Here is a 17,315-nt window from a genome sequence, read left to right on the forward strand (position 1 = left end):
ACATCCTGTGGACAGGATGCCCGATGGGTACGACAGTTTTTCGGCTAGAAGGCGGTGCCGCAGCGCGGCAGGCAGCCGGATGGCCACATTTCGTCGGGCGCACGGCGACGAACCCGCCGGCGCCAGCGGCCACCACGGCATCGCCGTCGACATCGACACCGACGCGATCGACCACACGAACCTGTGGACCTACCGCTGAGTTGCCTCCGACGATTCAAGGTGACGGCGGGCCGCCGCGCTGGCTCATGATCCTCTTCACGCGTCGGCAGCCATTGGCGTGCCCGCGGCCACCTCTCGACTGAGTTGGTCTACGCGGCCCTGATTGAGCAGCAGCGTGACCAGCCTGACGGCTGCAGAGCGTTCGCCGGTGTCGGCGAGGGCTCGCAATACCGAAACGCTATTCGTCGCGGCCGCATCCCAGAGCCTCGTCACGCAGACGTTCCAAGACTTGAATGTTGTGGATCATGATGGCGCGATCGTGCGTGTGTGTCGCCTTCAGCCTCGACTGTCGATCGAGCACCTCCTCATCGGTCAGCTGGGCGAGCCATGCCGCGATCTGCTTGTGGCTCGGGGAGCCCTCTATCTGACCAATGATGTCGACCAAACGGCTCCGCGCTAATGCGGCGGTTAGGCGCTGCGTATGGCGACTTGCGGCCGACGTCGTCGAACCCATTGATATCGCGCGGCGTTCGTCCTGGTGACCTACGGCGATCTCGTAGCGCGTCGGCAGCGCTGGATCGAGCTGCTCCATGCCCGTGAGGAGACGCTGCACCGCCTGAGTGCGAACCCAGTATGAGATCTCATCGAGCTCCTGCATCAGCACCGGCCACCGATCCGTGCCCGGCCGATTGATCCCGATGGTCGGAAACAGGGTGACCTCGACTCTTGTGCCCATCGGCGTCTCTGCAATGACGTCGCCAACGCGCAGCGGCTCTTCGGGCCGTGGCTGCAGGTCGCTCAACGAGCGGGGTATCTGGTCGTCCTGATACATGGCAGCTAAACGGACCGCTGTGATCGCGGGCGTCCTGTGCTTAGCGTGGTTCGTAAGGAGCACCAGGCGAGCCAGGGGGTGCATCTGGGGGTTGCTTCGCAGATGGAACGGCTGCAAGCGATCGATGCGCCGCACGAGCTCGCTGCCATCTCGCAGTGACGGTGGCCGGTCGCGGATTCCCTTCCTCTTCCATTCTTCAAACTTCTCGTATGTGTTCGACGCGGGCATCTCGACGAGTCTGGCCGCCCTCTCATCGAGCGGCGCACCGTCCAGGAACTCGACCTCGGTGAACAATGCGTGCTCGAGCGCCGCGCGCAGCGCCACCAACGCATCTGCCACGAGGAGCGGCACCTTGCGTGGGATCGGAGCCACACGCTCCACGACGGTACGACTGAACGACCCGGCCGGAACCTCGCACAAGCCGAACACGCCATCGGGCTGCGTCTGGTAGGCGAGGAGCAGATCGCTGACTTGACCGATCAACTCGTCCGCGTGCGACAGCGTCGCGGCGGCGCCGAGATGGCGCTCTGGGAGCCAATGGGACGCCGTATCCGTCACACCGTGATGTTACTCGGCATCCACCTCGCATGATCTTGGCACGGCGCTGATCGATCTTCCGTCCTGGTCGGCGTTTAGAGACGTCTCGCTCGGTCGGAGGCTAACCGGGAACCGGGAGGCGCGGCCCTGCCACCTCGCGGGACCGCGGGACCCGGACACATGGCGTTACCCGGCGGGGGAGCGAATCGGGAGGCGGTGCGGTCAAGCGCAGAGAACGTAAAGAGAGAAGGCAATCAGAACATCGGTTCGCTGCTGTGCTCGGGTTGCCGTTGCTGGGTCTCGGCGCGCAGCGTGATTCCTTCGTACCGGCGTATGCCCTTGGCCCCGCGGCCGGACGTGACACCGAGCCGGTGCAGTCGCTGGGTGAACACCTTCGGGGTGACCGGCGCGTCGTCGTTCTCCGCGCACCACAGCTCATATGCACTGCGCAGCGTGCCGGTGGCCACCTGCACGGCAGGCTGGTCTACGGCCAGTGTGCAGCAGTCGGCGACGAACCCTGCGACGCTGTCCTGCTCTCTGGCGTAGGCGGCGGTCGCGGCCCGGACCGTGTCCGGCTCACCGGTCCCGTCACGAAGGTACGCGACCGCACCCTGCACGACCCACGCCAGGACGGCCGGTGCTTCCTGCTGCAGTCGCTCGGGCAGATGAGGGTCCTGACGGTCCTCTGGCACAGACCGGGAGAACGGCACCAACCGCAGTCGCCGCCAGAACGCGGGCCCGCCGGCGCTGGCCGCGGGCCGGTGATTGCCAAGCAGGAATATGGAGTGGGAGGGCCGGAACGAGAACCAGTTGCCGTGCATGAACCGCGCCGGGATGATGTCGGGGCTGGTGAGCAGTTTGACTCGGGCTTCGGCGAAGCGCTGCCCCTCGTCGAGTTCGGAGCACACGACGAGTCGTGCACCGGCCAGTTGCGCCAGCTCCGTGGGGTGGTCGGCGTGCTGGCGTTGGAGCAGCAGATCCGAGGATGCCGCGATCGCGTACCCGCTCTTGTCGATGCCGAGGGCGTGCATGATTGCGCCGAACAGGGTCGACTTGCCGTCGGCGCCGTCGCCGAGTGCGAACGGCAGGATCTGCTCCAGCACGCTTCCGATCGCTGCGGCACCGACCAGCCGCTGCACATACGTGCGCAGGCCGATGTCGTCGCCGAAGGTGTCGTCAAGGAACCGATCGAACACCTCACCGCGGCGGTCGAAGTCCGGACCGACCGTCGTGCTGCGCGTGTGCAGGTGCGTGCGATCCGCTGGGTGGAGAAGGCCGGTGCGCAAGTCGACGATCCCGGTCGGCGTGTTCAGCTCGTACGGGTGCGCGTCGAGCTCGTCGAGGCATACCGTGACGGCGGGGGAGGTGCGGGCGAGCCGGGTGACGCCAGCGACACCAGCCGCCGAGAGCGCCTTGGCGTGGAACCGGCGCCAGCGGCCGGTCTTCGGCAACTGCCTGGCCAGCTTCAGCACGTACTGCCAGTGCAAGTCCGCCTCGTCCCACACCCACCGGTACTGCCCCCACCGTAACCAGCGACCGGCGGACGGGCAGTACCGCAGTTCACTGCCGTGGTGAGCTAGGAATGCCTGGGCCAGCCCGTCCTCGGTTGGTCCCCAGCTGGCCGGCGCGATGCCCGTGCTTGTGCCTTCGTCGCCATCTGGCAACGTGGTGCTCCTCCCCGTGGTCCGCAGCCGCCCGACCGCGATGCCGCGCCGGAGCACGGGGTTACGTATGACCGGCTGATCCGGGGCCGGTCCGGGCGCGCGGGACGTGCCTGAACGGCCAGCGCCCCCGAATGCGGGTGCTGGTGATCGCCGTTCAGGTCAACACCGTACGAGCGCGCTGCCGCGGCCGGGAGGCTCTGGCGCAAGCCCACACCTGGTGACACGCCTGCCAGGAGGACACGCCCTGATGCTTGGGCTGTGTTGCCGTGCAGGATTAGGCGACACCGAGGTATGTGATCAGGGCGTAGGCGGGGGCCCGGTCGAGGCGGACACCACCGTGGTCGTAGCGCCGGACTGTCCGACCGTCGGCATGACCAAGCTGATCCTGGATGTCCTCCAACGCCACACCCGCCGCACGCGCAAGCGTGGAGCAGGTGTGCCGCAACACGTGCGGCCCCAGCCAGGCCTCGACACCGATCCCGGGAGCAAACCGGCACAGCAGCCGAGCCACTGCCCCACGATCGAGCCGTCCGCCGGACGCCGTGACGAACAGCGGCCGGCGGCCGCGGGTACCGCCACGCCCGACCTGTCCGGCCCGCACCGGCAGCCGTGAGAGCTGTACATCTGAACGCTGCCGCAGGTACCGCTCAAGACGGACCCATACCGGATCGGGGATCACGACCATGGCGTCGACGTCGCCCTTGAGGACCAGCCGCAGGACCCGGTGACCGTCGTGGGTGCCCAGGCCCTCGACGTCGGCAGCGATCAGCTCGCTGACCCTGATCCCGGTAATGACCAGCAGCCAGACGATCGCTGCGGTCCGCGCTGCCTGCCGCTCGTGATCGCGGTCCGCCGCAGCGAGCAGCTGCACGGTCTGCTCACGGGACAACGAGAACGTCGACTCACTGCGGGAAACGCGCGGCTTGCGGTTGCGCTCCACAGCGACCGGGTTCGCCCGTGTGTAGTACCCCATGCTGGTGAGCCACTCGTAAAACGACTTCACCGCCGCCAACCGCCGCGCCCGCGTGGCTTTCGCCTCCCGCTGCAACTCCAGCGTCCGCAGCCAGCCGAAGGCATGCTTGCGCTCCACGCCGTCCAGCGGATGGACACCGCTGGCGGCCAGAAACTGCAGCCAATGATCGGTGTCGAGGCGATACGCGGCCCGAGTGTTGGCCGAGCCGTACTCCAGCAGTCCCTCATCGCGCAACGCCATGAAACGCGACCCGCCGGCCGCCAAGGCGGCCGAGTCCCTGGCGAGCACGATCTGGCCGGTCAGAGATGCCGTCACAGCGCACAACCTGGCGACGATCCCTGGTACGCATTCACAACGCGGCCACGATCGGCCACAACAATCCAGTGCACGACGCCCTCCCCGGCGACGATCACGCTGCGATCAGTGCACACCGGACCCTACGCGCGAGGTATGACAATTTGTTGCCATTGACCGCACGGCGATACGTCTTGGATCCGTCCAGCCAACCCGGAAGGCGTCCTCCGCGAGGGCGGACGCGTCGCGATCCACGCCGCAGCCAGCCCGTACGACCACCAGGTCGAGGGCCTGCCTATCCTGCTGCGCCCTGACGGCCACGCCAACTGCGTGGTCGTGCTCGCGAGTGTGTCTGGTGCCGATGACCGATCCGGCTCCAGGCGCCGGCCGCAGTCGGCCTACCGCGAACTGCGCAGGTCCGGCACGGTCTCGGATAATGACCTGATGACTGCGGCGCGAGGCACGGGTAGGACGATGATCGAGCACGCCCGGCCGACCGACGGCACGGTGCGCCAGTTGTACGGGACTGCGGTGTCCTGCGCGAAACCGGCGTGCAGTGCGCCCTTGTACCGGCTGAACGAGCAGTCGGGCGAACGGGTGCTGAACAGCCACGTCGCCCACATTCACGCGCGCAGCGAGGGCGGCCCACGGTGGGACCCGTCGATGCGTGAGGACGACAACCGCGCGCCTGCCAACCTGCTGCTGCTGTGCTTTCCCCACGCTTGGGAGATCGACAACCTCGTCGATCTGTACCCGGCCGACCTGCTCCAGGAGTGGAAGAAGCAACAAATCGCGACCGCCGACCACGCCCACGCGACGGTGGCCATGAGCAGTGCGGACCTCGAGGCGGCTCTCGCCCCTGTGGACCTAGAGGCGTGCATCAAAGCGCTCGCCGCCGTCGTGCCGTTCCACGCTGGCCTGCGCACCGAAGTGCAGGCGTGGCAACACGCGATCCGCAAGGCCATGGGATGGCGCATGGCCCGGCTCAAGCCGATGGTCGCGCCGGAGGACCGCGAGACGGTCATGACCTGGATGGCCGCGACGGAACTGCCAACGGTTGCCGTTCCCCCTGGCCAGGTCCGGGTACTGACCGGCGCCATGGGCGCCGGCAAGACCGACCAGGCGATCCGCTGGTGGGAGGAGGGACTCCAGGAGGCCATCTCCACCGGTACCGCGGAGATCGGAGCGTTCTTCACGCCCCGCAACGCGATCGTGATGCTCGAGTCAGCGGTCATCGCTGAGCTTGGCCATGAGCCGACCCGTCCGTGCCGGATCGTCATCGACGACCTCGACAGTGTGTCCCGACGGGACGCGTCGAGGCTGCTGGCCGAGGCTCGCGTGCTGGTCCATACCTGGCCGAACGTCAGCGTGCTCGCCACCGCCCGGCACGATGCGGTGGCTCTTGCCGATGAGGAACGCATCGTGGCGGACCCTTGGCCGGTCGATCGCGGGTTCTCGCTGCTCCGGGCCGTCCTGGGCCAGGACTTCTATTGGCCACACTGGAACAGCGAGACGCTGGACCTGCTCACGAGTCCGCTGACCACGCTGGGCCTCGTCCGGCGCCTGAAAGCCGGACGTCATACCAAGATCTCGCGCTCCGGGTTGCTCGCCGAGCTCGCGTCGATGGCTGTCGAGCATAGTCAACGCGAGATTACTGACGAGACGTGGCAGGACCTCGGCCACCTTGCTGTGGCGATCCTTGACCGGGCGGCGCCCGTACCGGCTGACTCGTTCGCGTCCCCGCCGCGGGTTCGAGCACTGCTGAGCACGGATCTCGTGGTCCGGGAGGACGGAACGCTCCGGTTCGCCCTGCCGGTGTTCGAGCAATACTTCGGCTCCGCCGCGATCCGGGCGGGACTGGTTGCGATGGAACGGACAGCGTCGAAAGATGCGTTCCCGTTGTGGCGGTACGCGCTGGCGTTCGCTGTCTCGACCGCGGAACCACCGCGACAGGAGGAGCTGCTGCTGAGCCTCGCTCGCCTCAATCCCACCGCGGTATTCTGGATCATCGACGAAATCGGCCAGGAGGAGGGTACCGCCCCCCACCAAGCACCGGAGACCTCCATGATCGAAGCCTTGATCGCTAAACGGGACTGCACCGGCATGCCCGCCGAGGCGACATTGCCGCTCCGCGCCGGTCTATGGCTCCGCGAGGCAGAAGAGGCGCTGATGGAGGGCCTGGGCTTGCTCGGCGAGCGGCTACGCCGGCGCGGTGGAAAACTCACGCAGTGGGGAGTCCAGCTGGAGCACGGCAGCGTGGCACTTGCCCGCGCACGCTTGCGAGAGTCACCCCCCGTGATCGAGCTTTCGGAGATGCATCCAGAAATCGGGCTGGCAACCGGCTGGGATAGTTGGACCGTCTTTCCGTTTCCGACCACGGCGTTCGGACGCTGGACCCTCGCACAAAAGCATTTCCAACCCAGGCTCAGTACGCTGATCCAGCGGCGTACGTTGGACACGCCACTCGACAGCATGCTCGCCAAGGAACGAGCTTACTACCTCGCCAGGTTCGTGACCGACTGGGGTATTCCACATCAACGCACGCCCATCAATCTCCATGAGCTGCGGACAAGATTGGCAGACTGGGTCGAGCGTGCGAACACTTCAGAATGGTCGACGTGGCAGAGTGAGGTCGACTCGGCTGACGTCTGGTGGCTTGACGCCTACCTCGCCCGCGAAACCGGCGACGTACTCCAGCGGCCGTGGCCGGTCGGCGACCAACCACACGTCGGCCGATGGTTCTGGGAGACGTACTCCAAGGCTCTCACGGAAACGCTCGCACGCGACATCATCGTGGAGGCGATCAACGGCTACCGGCACCTTGTCGAGACGAACTTCCCGCAGTTCGGTGATGCGCTCGGCCTCTATGGGATGCTGCCGCTGCACATCGAAGGTTTCATCGACCGGCCAGAGCCCGGCAGTCAAATCCCCTCCGTGCAGGCAACCCTCATGCTGCATCGCCTGGCCGGCGCCAGGAAAGATGCCGAGTCGACAATAACGATGGCTTTCGTCGGCGAAGATGGAACACCGGACCCCTGGGATCGCGGGGCCGAACATTACCGGCGCGCGACGCCAGCCCGATTCGAGCCAAGTCCGGTCCAGCCCGTTACATTGCCACTCCATACCGCTCGGCCGGCGACAAACCTCGCCTACCAATGGTTGGCCGCCGACCTCGCAGCACTTCGTTGGCTCGACCAGACGATCGACCACTTCGACTGACCAGATCTGCGATCGGCTGAGCGGTGCCCCGTATCTGTCGATTTTCGGTCAATGTGTACTAAGCGCAGTCGCACAACCCCATTTAGCACATTGTGTGAATGTGCACGAAACGCGCTCCCAGTGGCCAGGCTGGCTAGCGGAGTTTTGAGTTCGCCTATCCGTTCGATGCTGGCGCCCATCGAGTGGGGCGGGCGTCGGGGCTGCTTTTGTTGGTCCTGGGTTGGAGTGTTGAACCGGAAGTGGGGCAACCGGTTTGAGCGCTGGCCGATGTTCGCGTGACTGAGGGTAACGTGACGCAGATCACTTAAGCCATGATCGTTTGTGATCCCCTGGGATCACGGCTGTGGCTGAAGGGGGCACTAGTTGGTATTCGATGAAGCTCATTGCATGTCGCGATCAGCGCGTTTACTATCAGCGCAGGTCAACACCTTGCGCCTTAGGGGTTCGAGTCCCCTCAACCAGGGCGCCGTTCCGCCCCTGGTTGGGGCCGCGTGTGATGACTGACGGTAGCTTCTGTTGGAGCGGATGCGGTTCGCCGGTGAGTGCAGCTGTCGCTGCAGCGACCTCGTGGACGTCCGCGCGGACGTACGTGGCGGTCGGGCCGGCATCGTTGCGGCCGGTGTGGCCTGCGAACGCGCGAGCAACGGCGTAGCTGAAGTTCCGTTCGACCCAGGTCAGGGTCGTGTGCCGCAGCCAGTGCGTGCTGATCTGCTGCGTGGCGACCCAGGGAAGGTGCCGGCCGATGCGCTGCCAGATGTAGTCGTACCGCCGGCGGGTGATCAATCGACCGTTGCGGTAGCGCAGCAGCTGCTCTCGCGTTCCGGCGCCGGCACCGCGCTGTTCGGCGTGCGCCAGGAGGTGCTGCATGAGTGAGGGCGAGACCGGCTGCCAGCGAACAGTCTCACCTTTCTCCCGAAGCCGTACGAGGCACTGCTCGACGTCCAGGTCAATGTGGCGCAACGCGAGCGCGCCGCCGCGGCGGCATGCCGTCTCCACGTGCAGCCTGAGCAGGAGTGTGTCCAGCTCCGGATCGTTGCCGGTCGTCGAGGCCGCCGCGAACACCTGCGTCAGCTGCCCGTCGGTCAATGCGTGCCGTGTGCTGGCCAGCCGCCGCGGCTTCGCGACACGGACCGCCGGATTCGCCGCCTCCGACAGCAGCCCATCCGCCACCGCATGCTGATACAGGCACCGCAACGCCGAGATCATGTGCTCCGCGGCGCTGCGCCCACCTCGCGAGTTGCTGCGCACCACAGCCGTCCGCTTCGCGGACTCGGCGAGCTGCTTGATCTCGGAAGCGGTCGGCTCGTCGAGTCGCCGATGACCCCAGACTTCCCGAATGCGCCGCCAATATGTGGCATAGGCTCGCTGGCTGCCCGGCGAGACTGCGTCGGCGATCCGGTCGAGGTACTCATCGAACGTCGGTACGGTGCGTGGTGCCGTGTTGGCGACGAGGTCGTCGGTGGAGACGCCGAGGCGGTCCAGCAACAGCCGGACCGTCTGGAGATCAACCACTCCGGATCGGTCCTCGGCCGCGGTCACCGTGAGGGACCGTTCAGTGGCCGGAGCAGTTCCGCGAGGACCGGCATCGAATAGATCATCACGGTGTCGAGAGCCGGTCGTGCCACGGCCAGGACGCGGTCGCCCTGGACCAGCCCGATGGCATGCCGGATCTCCGACGGCAGCCGAAGGTACCCCTGCTTCGTGAGAGCCAGGGCGCTGTCCTGCGCCGTGGCCAGCTGGACCACACCTGCCGTGACGACGATGGTGAGCAGCTGACCCGGCGACCACCCGAGCACGCGAGCCGGCGAACCATCCGCCAGCCGCCCACGCGCGTCAACCGTCGTCGCCACGCAGTACACCTCCTCGACCGCCCGGGGCGGCCGTAGGGCCGGCATTGGCAACCCGGCGCGGTTCTGTGGCACGGCGATTTCGGGAAGGAACGTCACCCTTGTCAGGGTGGTGCACCCGCGGCGTGGCCGGCACGTGTCATCGGGTGCGACCACGTGCCGGCCAACGGTCCCGCTACACCAACGGATGCGGCTCGCCGGTCAACGCAGCCACGGCCGCGGCGAGCTCCTCGATGGTGGCCTTGACATACGTGGCGGTGCTGCCGACGTCGCTGCCGCGGTCGGTGTGCCCGGCGTAGCCGCGGGCGATCGCGTACCCGAAGTTCCGTTCCACCCAGGTCAGGGTTGTGTGCCGCAGCCAGTGCGTGCTGATCTGCTGCGTCGCCACCCACGGCAGCGCCTCGCCGATCCGGCCCCACAGCGTGTCGTAGCGGCGGTGGGTGATCGGTCGGCTGTTGCGGTACCGCAGCAACTGCCCGTCCGGCGGTGACTGCCGCTGTTCGGCGTGCAGCAGCAGGTGGCGCATCAGGGTGGGGGAGACCGGCTGCCACCGGACCATGTCTCCTTTCTCCTGCAGCCGGATCAGGCACTGCGTTGGGTCGAGATCCATCGGCCGCAGCGCAAGCGCGCCGCCGCGGCGGCATGCGGTCTCGGTGTGCAGCCGCAGCAGCAGACTGTCGAGATCCGGATCCTCGCTCGTGCGCGCCGCGGCAGCATTGATCTCCGCCAAACGGGTATCCGGCACCGCCCGCCGCGTGGACGGCATCCGCCGCGGCTTGCTGACCTTCAACGCCGGATTCTCGCCCTCCGACAGCAGCCCGTCGGCGACGGCCAGCCGGTACAGGCACCGCAGCGCGGCGATCAGATTCTCCGCCGACCCGTGCCCACCGCGAGCGTTGCGACGCTGCACCCGGTTCGCCTTGACGTGCTCGGCCAATCGCTCGATATCCGACGCCCGGACCTCATCGATCCGCCGCTGCGACCAATGCTCAAGGACCCGGTTCCAGTACGTGTTGTATGCCTTGCGACTGCCGTCACTGACCGCCTCCCGCACGACCGGGATGTACTCGGCGAACGTCGGCGCCGTCGGCCGCCCGGCGCCGACGAGATCAGCGGGGGAGATACCCATCCGCGCCAGCAGTAGCCGAGCGGCTTCCAACTCTGCTGGTCCTACTGCGGCGGTCACGACGCGTCTCCGAGACGGATCGCGTGCAGTTGCTCGACCATCGCGTCGATGGCCTCCGGCGGGTGCACGACAATCATGTTCCGGTCCTGGTCACCGGCGAGCAGGACCCTGTCACCGGGCGTTAGCCCTGCCCACCGCCGCACCGCCACCGGGATCAGCAGATGCCCGGTCCGGCTGATCTGGAACACGCCCTGCTCGTCCAGGATGGCAACGATCAGGCGACCCTGCTCGCGGACGTGCAGCCGGGTGCCGGCGACCCACCCGAGCGCCCGGACGACCGACGTTTCGGCGACCCGGCCGCGGTTGTCGATCGTGGAGACGGCGTAGTGCCACGCACGAGACCTTCCCTCCGCCGGCGCGGCGAGGGGGAGTGGCGGCCGGGCGAGCGGACGCTGCGGCTCAGCACCGCCGGATGACAGGATGAGTGGAGCGATCGGGCGCGTCATGACGCACCCTCACGGTTGTGCAGAGATGCGTATGGCGAGTGTCCAGAACCACTTGAACACTCGCCACCAAAGTAGGGCAGGTATGCCACAAAAGTGTGTCGAAGGGGGGACTTGAACCCCCACGCCCTATACGGGCACTAGCACCTCAAGCTAGCGCGTCTGCCATTCCGCCACTTCGACCGGCTGAACCATTGTACGTGGTGTCTTGCGACCCCGCCTCAACGGCCCTGCGATAGGTTACACGGTCTAGGGCGATCTTGACGAATCGGGGGGTCCGACACGCGGCGGCCCCCGGCGCGCGGGGCGTCGGGGGCCTGGTGCCGCGGGCGGCCGGCGGGGGCGGCCGGTCACCCGCGTGGTTTACACGTTGAAGATGCTGACGCCACCCGGGCCGATCAGCAGTGCCACGACGATGAGGATGATCCCCCACAGAATCTGCCGCCGCAGAAGTGCGACGACGCCGGCGATGCCGATCAGCACCGCAATGATCCACAGGATGGTTGCCATGTTGGTCTAGTACCTCCTTTTGCCGATCGACAAACATGAGCCTGTTCAGAGGTCTTCTTCCCAGGTCGTACGGCGGGAGAGCGCGTCCATCACCTTGTCCACGACGCCGAGGGCCGGATCGACGACCTTGTTCAGCGGCGGGGTCGACGGCGTGCCCGGGTGCGGGCGGGTGGGGGCGGCGCTGCGGGCGATCTCGACGCGGTTGCCCAGCCGGACGAGCTCGCCGTCGGTGCAGCGCTCGCGCAGGGCGGGGAAGAGCTCGGTCGCGGTGCGGTGTGTGTGCTGGCGGACGTGGTCGGCGACGGATCGCAGGGCGTCGGTGTCGGCCTGGGTGTGCAGCCGGCGCAGGGCGAGGATCAGCTCCGCGTCGGCGGCGAGCTCCCGTTCGGCGATGGCGGCGCCTTCCGGCAGTACTGAATGGATTGCCGGATAGAGGTATTGCTCCTCCGCCGACAGGTGGCGCGCGAGCGTCGCCACCAGCACGTCGGACGCGGCGGGCTCGGTGGCCGCGCGGGAGCAGAGCCGGCGCAGCGCCGCGTGGTCCTCCTCGAGCAGCTCGAGCATGCTGCGGCCGGCCGGTTCGTACTCGTCGTCGGGCACGCCCGGGACCGGGGGCAGTGGGGGCAGGTGGGCCTCACTCATGCCGCGCGGGGTACCCGAGCGCCAAATTCTCGAAACCGCAGGCTGCCGGCCAGTGCCGGTGACCTGGCGAGGAGCCGCCTCCATGGGCGACTCGATCTTGAGTCGATCCGTCAGTGCGGGACGGCGGCGGCGTGGGCAGCCACTACCCGCGGATAAGGTCCGGCTTTGGTTGGTGAATCTCAGGGTGATCCGGCGGGCACGCATGGTAGTTGCCGCCGGACCACCCGGGAAACTGTCGGACCCGCCTGATATGACTTCTCCATGGACGCCACCGACGAGGTCATCGACATCTGCCGCGACCTGCTCCGCATCGACACGACGAACACCGGCGATCTCGACACCAGCGCCGGGGAGCGGGTCGCCGCGGAATACGTGGCGGAGAAGCTCGCCGAGGTCGGCCTCCAGCCCGAGATCGTCGAGAGCGAGCCGGGCCGGGCGAGCGTGCTGGCCCGGTTCGAGGGCGCCGACCCGTCCCGCGACGCGCTGCTGATCCACGGCCACCTCGACGTGGTGCCCGCCGACGCGTCGGAGTGGTCCGTGCACCCGTTCGCCGGCGAGCTCAAGGACGGCTACCTGTGGGGGCGCGGGGCCGTCGACATGAAGGACTTCGACGCCATGGTGCTGGCGTTGGTACGGCAGATGAAGCGCGAAGGCCGCAAGCCCCCGCGCGACGTGGTGCTGGCCTTCGTCGCCGACGAGGAGGCGGGCAGCACCTACGGCGCACAGCACCTCGTCGAGCACCACCGCGAGCACTTCGACGGCGTGACCGAGGCGATCGGCGAGGTCGGTGGCTTCTCCGTCAGCGTCGGCGGCGACCAGCGCCTCTACCTGATCGAGACCGCCCAGAAGGGCATCGACTGGCTGCGCCTGCACGCCAAGGGCCGCCCCGGCCACGGCTCGATGATCAACGACGACAACGCGGTCACCGCGCTGGCCGAGGCGGTCGCGCGGGTCGGCCGGCACCGGTTCCCGGTCGTGCTCACCCCGACCGTGCGCGCGTTCCTGGAGCAGGTATCGCAGGTCCTCGGCATCGAGCTGGACGTCGACGACCCCGAGGTCGCGGTCAGCAAGATCGGGCCGATCGCGATGATCATCGGCGCCACGCTGCGCAACACCGCGAACCCGACCCGGCTCGCCGCGGGGTACAAGGACAACGTGATCCCCGGCCGGGCCTCCGCCACGATCGACTGCCGGACGCTGCCGGGGCAGTCCGAGCTGTTCGAGGAGGAGCTGCGGCGCATCGTCGGGCCGGACATCGAGCTGGAGTACATCCACCGCCAACCGGCCCTGGAGACCACCTTCGACGGAGACCTGGTCGCGGCGATGTCGGCGGCGCTGCGGGCCGAGGACCCGGGGGCAGTCCCGGTGCCGTACATGCTCAGCGGCGGCACCGACGCCAAGCAGTTCGCCCGGCTCGGTATCCGGTGCTTCGGGTTCTCTCCGGTGCGCCTGCCGGCCGACCTGAACTTCGGCGCGTTGTTCCATGGCATTGACGAGCGCATTCCCGTCGAGGGACTACAGTTCGGCGTGCGAGTGCTCGACAGGTTCCTGCAGCAGTCCTAACGCTTCAACGATCTCAGGGGGAGTCCCATCATGACCGACCGGCACGCGGAGCTCGAAACCGCGCTCGAGCGCGTGATCGCGGCGGCCCGCGAGCATCTGGCCGCGGTCAAGGCCGCCAACGGGCGGGCCGACGACGACGAGGTGTGGCGCGCCTACGTGGAGCTCAACAACGCCTCCAACAGCTACGACGAGCTGCTGCTCGACGAGTTCGGCGAGGTCACCCCGTGGGACGTCGAGGCCATCGACCCGGAGGAGGCCGACCGCCAGCTCGGCGTGGGCATCGGCGGCGTCGACGGCACCGAGGCCGAGGACCCGCACCCGCAGGTCATCTCGGTCCGCCAGCGCCGCGACTACCGTGTCCCGAGCGTCGCCGCGCTGCTCCGCCTGGCCGAGGCCGCCCGCCGCGCCAACCCGGGCGACGGCGACGGCTCCCCGGTCGAGACCGTCGGCGAGGCCATCCTGGAGCTGATGCAGGCCGGCGACGGCTCGCTCGGCGCCCTGGACATCCCGGAGCTCGAGTCCCTCGACGGCGTCGTCATCGTCGCCGAGGTGGGCACCCCGCTCGACCCCGAGACCTACGAGGACAACGACGGCGCCGGCCCCTTCTCCCTGAACGAGGGCGACCGCGTCGTCGACCGCCTCGACGAGCACGCCTTCATCGACCTCGACGACGAACTGGCCGAGGACGAGGCCACCGAGCCGACCGACGAGCCCGCCGACCGCCGCTGACGCCGGCCCTCGGGCCCGAGACCGCGACCCGGGCCGCGGCGACCGATCCCAACCGATCGCCGCCGCGGCCCGCCGCACCTGCCACACCCGCCGCACCTGCCACACCCGCCGCTCCGAGCCCTACCCGCCGCTCCGAGCCGAGCCCCTCTCCGCTCCGAACCGAGCCCCTCTCCGCTCCGCGTCCGCCGTGCCCCGCGCCGTGTTGCTCTTAGAGCCGCGCCCGCCCGCCGCACCGATCTCCGCGCTCGCGCGCACCGATCTCCGCGCCAGCCGCACCGATCTCCGCCGCAGCCGCGCTCCACGCCTGCCGCGCATCGCGCCGAGGTGATCCGCCGCATCACCGGCGGCATCTGCCGGGAGACCGTCGCCGCATCGGTTCGAGCAGGCTGCTACGTGTCGCTTCGAGCCGCCGGAAGGCGGGCTCGCCGATCACCGCGAACCAGCCGCGCCGCGGTTGTGCCGCCAGGAGACCGTTGGCCGATGTGCGGATGTCGGCAAGGCGTCGTCGCTTCGGCTGAGCGACTCCGACAGCCACACCCGAGCTCCCGGGCGCCGTCAGCGGTCCACGCGCCCGGCAGCAGCACCGCGGCGGAAGGTCCGGCCACGATCGCAATCACGCATGACAGCCGAGGGCGGACGGTGTCAGCCGAGGGAGCGGAACCAGGACAGGGCCGCGGTCGTCCCGGCGAGTGCAGCCTCGGCCACCAGCCGCCCACCGGTCGCCCGTACGAGCAGCCGTGGTGAGTTCGAGCCCAGGTTGGGGCCACCACGCGATGTAGCCGACGTCGGACCGCGTGGGCACCGAACCGGACAGCAGGGCCGGAACCGGGAGTCGGCGCCGCGCTGTACCGATGGCGGGGCGACCCCACCGGGCGCGTGATGGCTATTGGCCCGATGGAACGGGTATGGGGAGGGCGAAAGGAGAACCCTCATGACGCGATTCATCATGCTCGGGCTGATCCTGATCGGCGTGGCGGCCTGCTCCGAGGCGGGCACCTCCACCACCGCAGGCGCATCTCCGGTCACCTCCGGGGCCGCTTCCGAGCCGGCCGCGGGACAGCCTTCGAACGGCGAGAGCGGCAGCGGGCGCTGCCATACCGGGGAGCTCAAGGTGGCCGCGCAGGCGGCGCCCGGCGGTGGGGCGGCCGGCAACGTCTACACGTGGCTCGTCTTCGCCAACGCATCCGCGCGGGCCTGCACGCTGTACGGCTACCCGGGCGTCTCCTGGGTCACGGGCGCCGACGGCCAGCAGGTCAACCAGCCCGCCGAGCGGGACCCGTCGGGCAAGCCGGCGATGGTCACCCTCCAGCCGGGCGGGACCGCGCACGCCCAGGTGCACGCCGGACATCCCGACATGTTCCCCGACACCTGCAAGCCGGTGCCGGTCGCGGGCTACCGGGTGTACCCGCCGGACGAGACCGAAGCCCTGTTCGTCCCGGTGGCCGACAAGCAGTGCTCCGCCGATGGCGTCAACCGGGCCGTCGTCGAGCCGATCACGACGGCGGGGAGCTGAGGCAGAGGTGAACTACGTACTGAGGCCGGGGAGTGTCTCGCTGGTCACCCGGCGGCGGAGCATCACCTGGCGGGAACCGTCCGGGTAGAGCCGCACCCGGGCGAGCTCCCAGCCGCCGTACTCGGCCTGGATCGTCAGCTGCGCGTTGGCGGTCATCCGGTCGACATTCGACGGCAACCGCAACGGCACGTATTCGTAGTCCATGGACCGATAGTGCTACGCCGGTATCCGCTGCACCAGCCCTTCCGGGGCGGTTGCGCCCGACCCGGCGACGGCGAGTGTCCCAGTTCGCGGGTCCACCGCGACCGCCAGCGGGAGTCGTACGGTGGCGTGCCGGGCCACCTCGCGGGGCGTGCCGCCGGTCACGTCGTAGCCGGCGACCTCGTTGCGCTGCGTGACGGTGACCCACAGGACGTCGCGCCCGGAGTCGTACGCGAGGGCCCAGGGGCCGCCCGGCACCGGGTAGCGCTGGCGCAGCAGCAGGGGGCCGGTCTCGAACACCAGCAGTTCCCCGTCGCGCGCGTCGACGACGGCGAACCGGCCGTTCCCGGCGGCGGCGACCGCGGCCGCGCCGTCGCCGGCTCGCAGTGCCTCCTGCCGCGCGCCGGTCGCCGCGTCGTACACGGTGAGCGACGACTCGGCGAAGTCCAGCACGGCGATGCGCTCCTCGTCGGCGGCGAGCGCGCTCGGGCGGCCGCCGGTGTGGATCGTGCGGGTCGCGGCGCCCGTGGCGGAGAGAATGATCACGTCGCCGGTGGCGGGGAGGGCCACGGCGGTCCAGTCGCCGGCCGGCGGGACGGCGATCGCGCCGCCCTCGGCCGGCAGGGGCCAGGCCGCGCCCTTCGTGCCGTCGGCCGCCACGGTGACCACGCTCGCGCCGACGACCATCCGGTAACCGTCGCTCCCGGTGACCACCGCGCTGGGCGACCCGTCGACCGTGACGCTGGTGACGTCGGTCGCGGGCTCATGCCGTACGAACGCGGCGTCTTTGGCAATCACCGCCAGGCCGTCGCCCTTGACCGCCAGTCCGGTGGGGCCGGACGGGACCCGGGTCGTCGTGCCGGCCGGGGTGTGCGAGGGCGCGGGGGCCCAGGTGGGCGTGGGGACGGTCGCGTCGGGGTGGTTGCTGGACGGAGCCCCGGCGTCACAGGCGGTGAGCAGCAGCAGGGTTGTCAGGGGCAGCAGGCGGCGCATCATGATCGGC

General features: G+C 68.9%; 15 protein-coding genes and 1 tRNA gene. 4 read left to right on the forward strand and 12 right to left on the reverse strand.

Features of this window, described 5'->3' with window-relative positions; translation table 11 throughout:
• Window positions 1-397 precede the first annotated feature (397 nt).
• The 3 genes from ABD352_RS35225 to ABD352_RS35235 form a co-directional block, all read right to left on the reverse strand.
• Entirely contained in the window at window positions 398-1,549 is a 1,152-nt protein-coding gene (locus ABD352_RS35225) for a hypothetical protein (protein WP_344616869.1), read from the reverse strand.
• Window positions 1,550-1,782: 233 nt separating this feature from the next.
• Window positions 1,783-3,249, reverse strand: coding sequence for a DNA primase family protein (locus ABD352_RS35230; protein WP_344616870.1), 1,467 nt, complete (start codon window positions 3,247-3,249; stop codon window positions 1,783-1,785).
• 217 nt (window positions 3,250-3,466) lie between these two features.
• Window positions 3,467-4,480: a tyrosine-type recombinase/integrase gene (locus ABD352_RS35235; RefSeq protein ID WP_344616871.1), complete on the reverse strand. Its 1,014-nt coding sequence runs from the start codon at window positions 4,478-4,480 to the stop codon at window positions 3,467-3,469.
• A gap of 453 nt (window positions 4,481-4,933) precedes the next feature.
• Between ABD352_RS35235 and ABD352_RS35240 the strand changes: the two genes are divergently transcribed.
• Window positions 4,934-7,678, forward strand: coding sequence for a hypothetical protein (locus tag ABD352_RS35240; RefSeq protein ID WP_344616872.1), 2,745 nt, complete (start codon window positions 4,934-4,936; stop codon window positions 7,676-7,678).
• Between the two features lie 411 nt (window positions 7,679-8,089).
• Here the strand turns inward: ABD352_RS35240 and ABD352_RS35245 are convergent, their stop codons facing one another.
• The 7 genes from ABD352_RS35245 to ABD352_RS35275 form a co-directional block, all read right to left on the reverse strand.
• Window positions 8,090-9,217: a tyrosine-type recombinase/integrase gene (locus ABD352_RS35245; protein WP_344616873.1), complete on the reverse strand. Its 1,128-nt coding sequence runs from the start codon at window positions 9,215-9,217 to the stop codon at window positions 8,090-8,092.
• Entirely contained in the window at window positions 9,214-9,528 is a 315-nt protein-coding gene (locus tag ABD352_RS35250; protein WP_344616874.1) for a hypothetical protein, read from the reverse strand. Before ABD352_RS35250 ends, ABD352_RS35245 begins: the two co-directional genes overlap by 4 nt.
• A gap of 172 nt (window positions 9,529-9,700) precedes the next feature.
• Window positions 9,701-10,711 (reverse strand): tyrosine-type recombinase/integrase, encoded by a 1,011-nt coding sequence (locus tag ABD352_RS35255; protein ID WP_344616875.1) that lies wholly within the window; start codon window positions 10,709-10,711, stop codon window positions 9,701-9,703.
• The gene (locus ABD352_RS35260; protein WP_344616876.1) at window positions 10,708-11,157 is read right to left on the reverse strand and encodes a hypothetical protein; all 450 of its coding nucleotides are present in this window, start codon (window positions 11,155-11,157) and stop codon (window positions 10,708-10,710) included. The genes ABD352_RS35255 and ABD352_RS35260 overlap by 4 nt, the downstream gene beginning before the upstream one ends.
• Before the next feature lie 96 nt (window positions 11,158-11,253).
• Window positions 11,254-11,337 (reverse strand) — tRNA-Leu (locus ABD352_RS35265).
• Window positions 11,338-11,517: 180 nt separating this feature from the next.
• Window positions 11,518-11,664, reverse strand: coding sequence for a GPGG-motif small membrane protein (locus ABD352_RS35270; RefSeq protein ID WP_344616877.1), 147 nt, complete (start codon window positions 11,662-11,664; stop codon window positions 11,518-11,520).
• Between the two features lie 45 nt (window positions 11,665-11,709).
• Window positions 11,710-12,306, reverse strand: a complete 597-nt coding sequence (locus ABD352_RS35275; RefSeq protein WP_344616878.1) for a hemerythrin domain-containing protein — start codon at window positions 12,304-12,306, stop codon at window positions 11,710-11,712.
• Window positions 12,307-12,567: 261 nt separating this feature from the next.
• Here ABD352_RS35275 and ABD352_RS35280 point away from each other — a divergent pair, with 261 nt between their 5' ends.
• The 3 genes from ABD352_RS35280 (at window position 12,568) to ABD352_RS35290 (ending at window position 16,111) form a co-directional block, all read left to right on the forward strand.
• Window positions 12,568-13,869 (forward strand): M20/M25/M40 family metallo-hydrolase, encoded by a 1,302-nt coding sequence (locus ABD352_RS35280; RefSeq protein WP_344616879.1) that lies wholly within the window; start codon window positions 12,568-12,570, stop codon window positions 13,867-13,869.
• Window positions 13,870-13,899: 30 nt separating this feature from the next.
• Window positions 13,900-14,598 carry a hypothetical protein gene (locus tag ABD352_RS35285; RefSeq protein ID WP_344616880.1) on the forward strand — a complete coding sequence of 233 codons (699 nt, stop codon included), beginning with the start codon at window positions 13,900-13,902 and terminating at the stop codon, window positions 14,596-14,598.
• Window positions 14,599-15,529: 931 nt separating this feature from the next.
• A complete protein-coding gene (locus tag ABD352_RS35290; RefSeq protein WP_344616881.1) occupies window positions 15,530-16,111 on the forward strand; it encodes a DUF4232 domain-containing protein in 582 nt (193 codons plus the stop codon).
• 12 nt (window positions 16,112-16,123) lie between these two features.
• On the opposite strand, the gene ABD352_RS35295 is transcribed toward ABD352_RS35290, so the two are convergent.
• A complete protein-coding gene (locus ABD352_RS35295; RefSeq protein WP_344616882.1) occupies window positions 16,124-16,315 on the reverse strand; it encodes a DUF5703 family protein in 192 nt (63 codons plus the stop codon).
• A 12-nt stretch (window positions 16,316-16,327) separates the two neighbouring features.
• A complete protein-coding gene (locus ABD352_RS35300) occupies window positions 16,328-17,308 on the reverse strand; it encodes a YncE family protein (RefSeq protein ID WP_344616883.1) in 981 nt (326 codons plus the stop codon).
• Between the last annotated feature and the right edge of the window lie 7 nt (window positions 17,309-17,315).

Origin of the sequence: Dactylosporangium salmoneum (assembly GCF_039532525.1) — a bacterium.
In the GTDB taxonomy this organism is placed as follows: domain Bacteria; phylum Actinomycetota; class Actinomycetes; order Mycobacteriales; family Micromonosporaceae; genus Dactylosporangium; species Dactylosporangium salmoneum.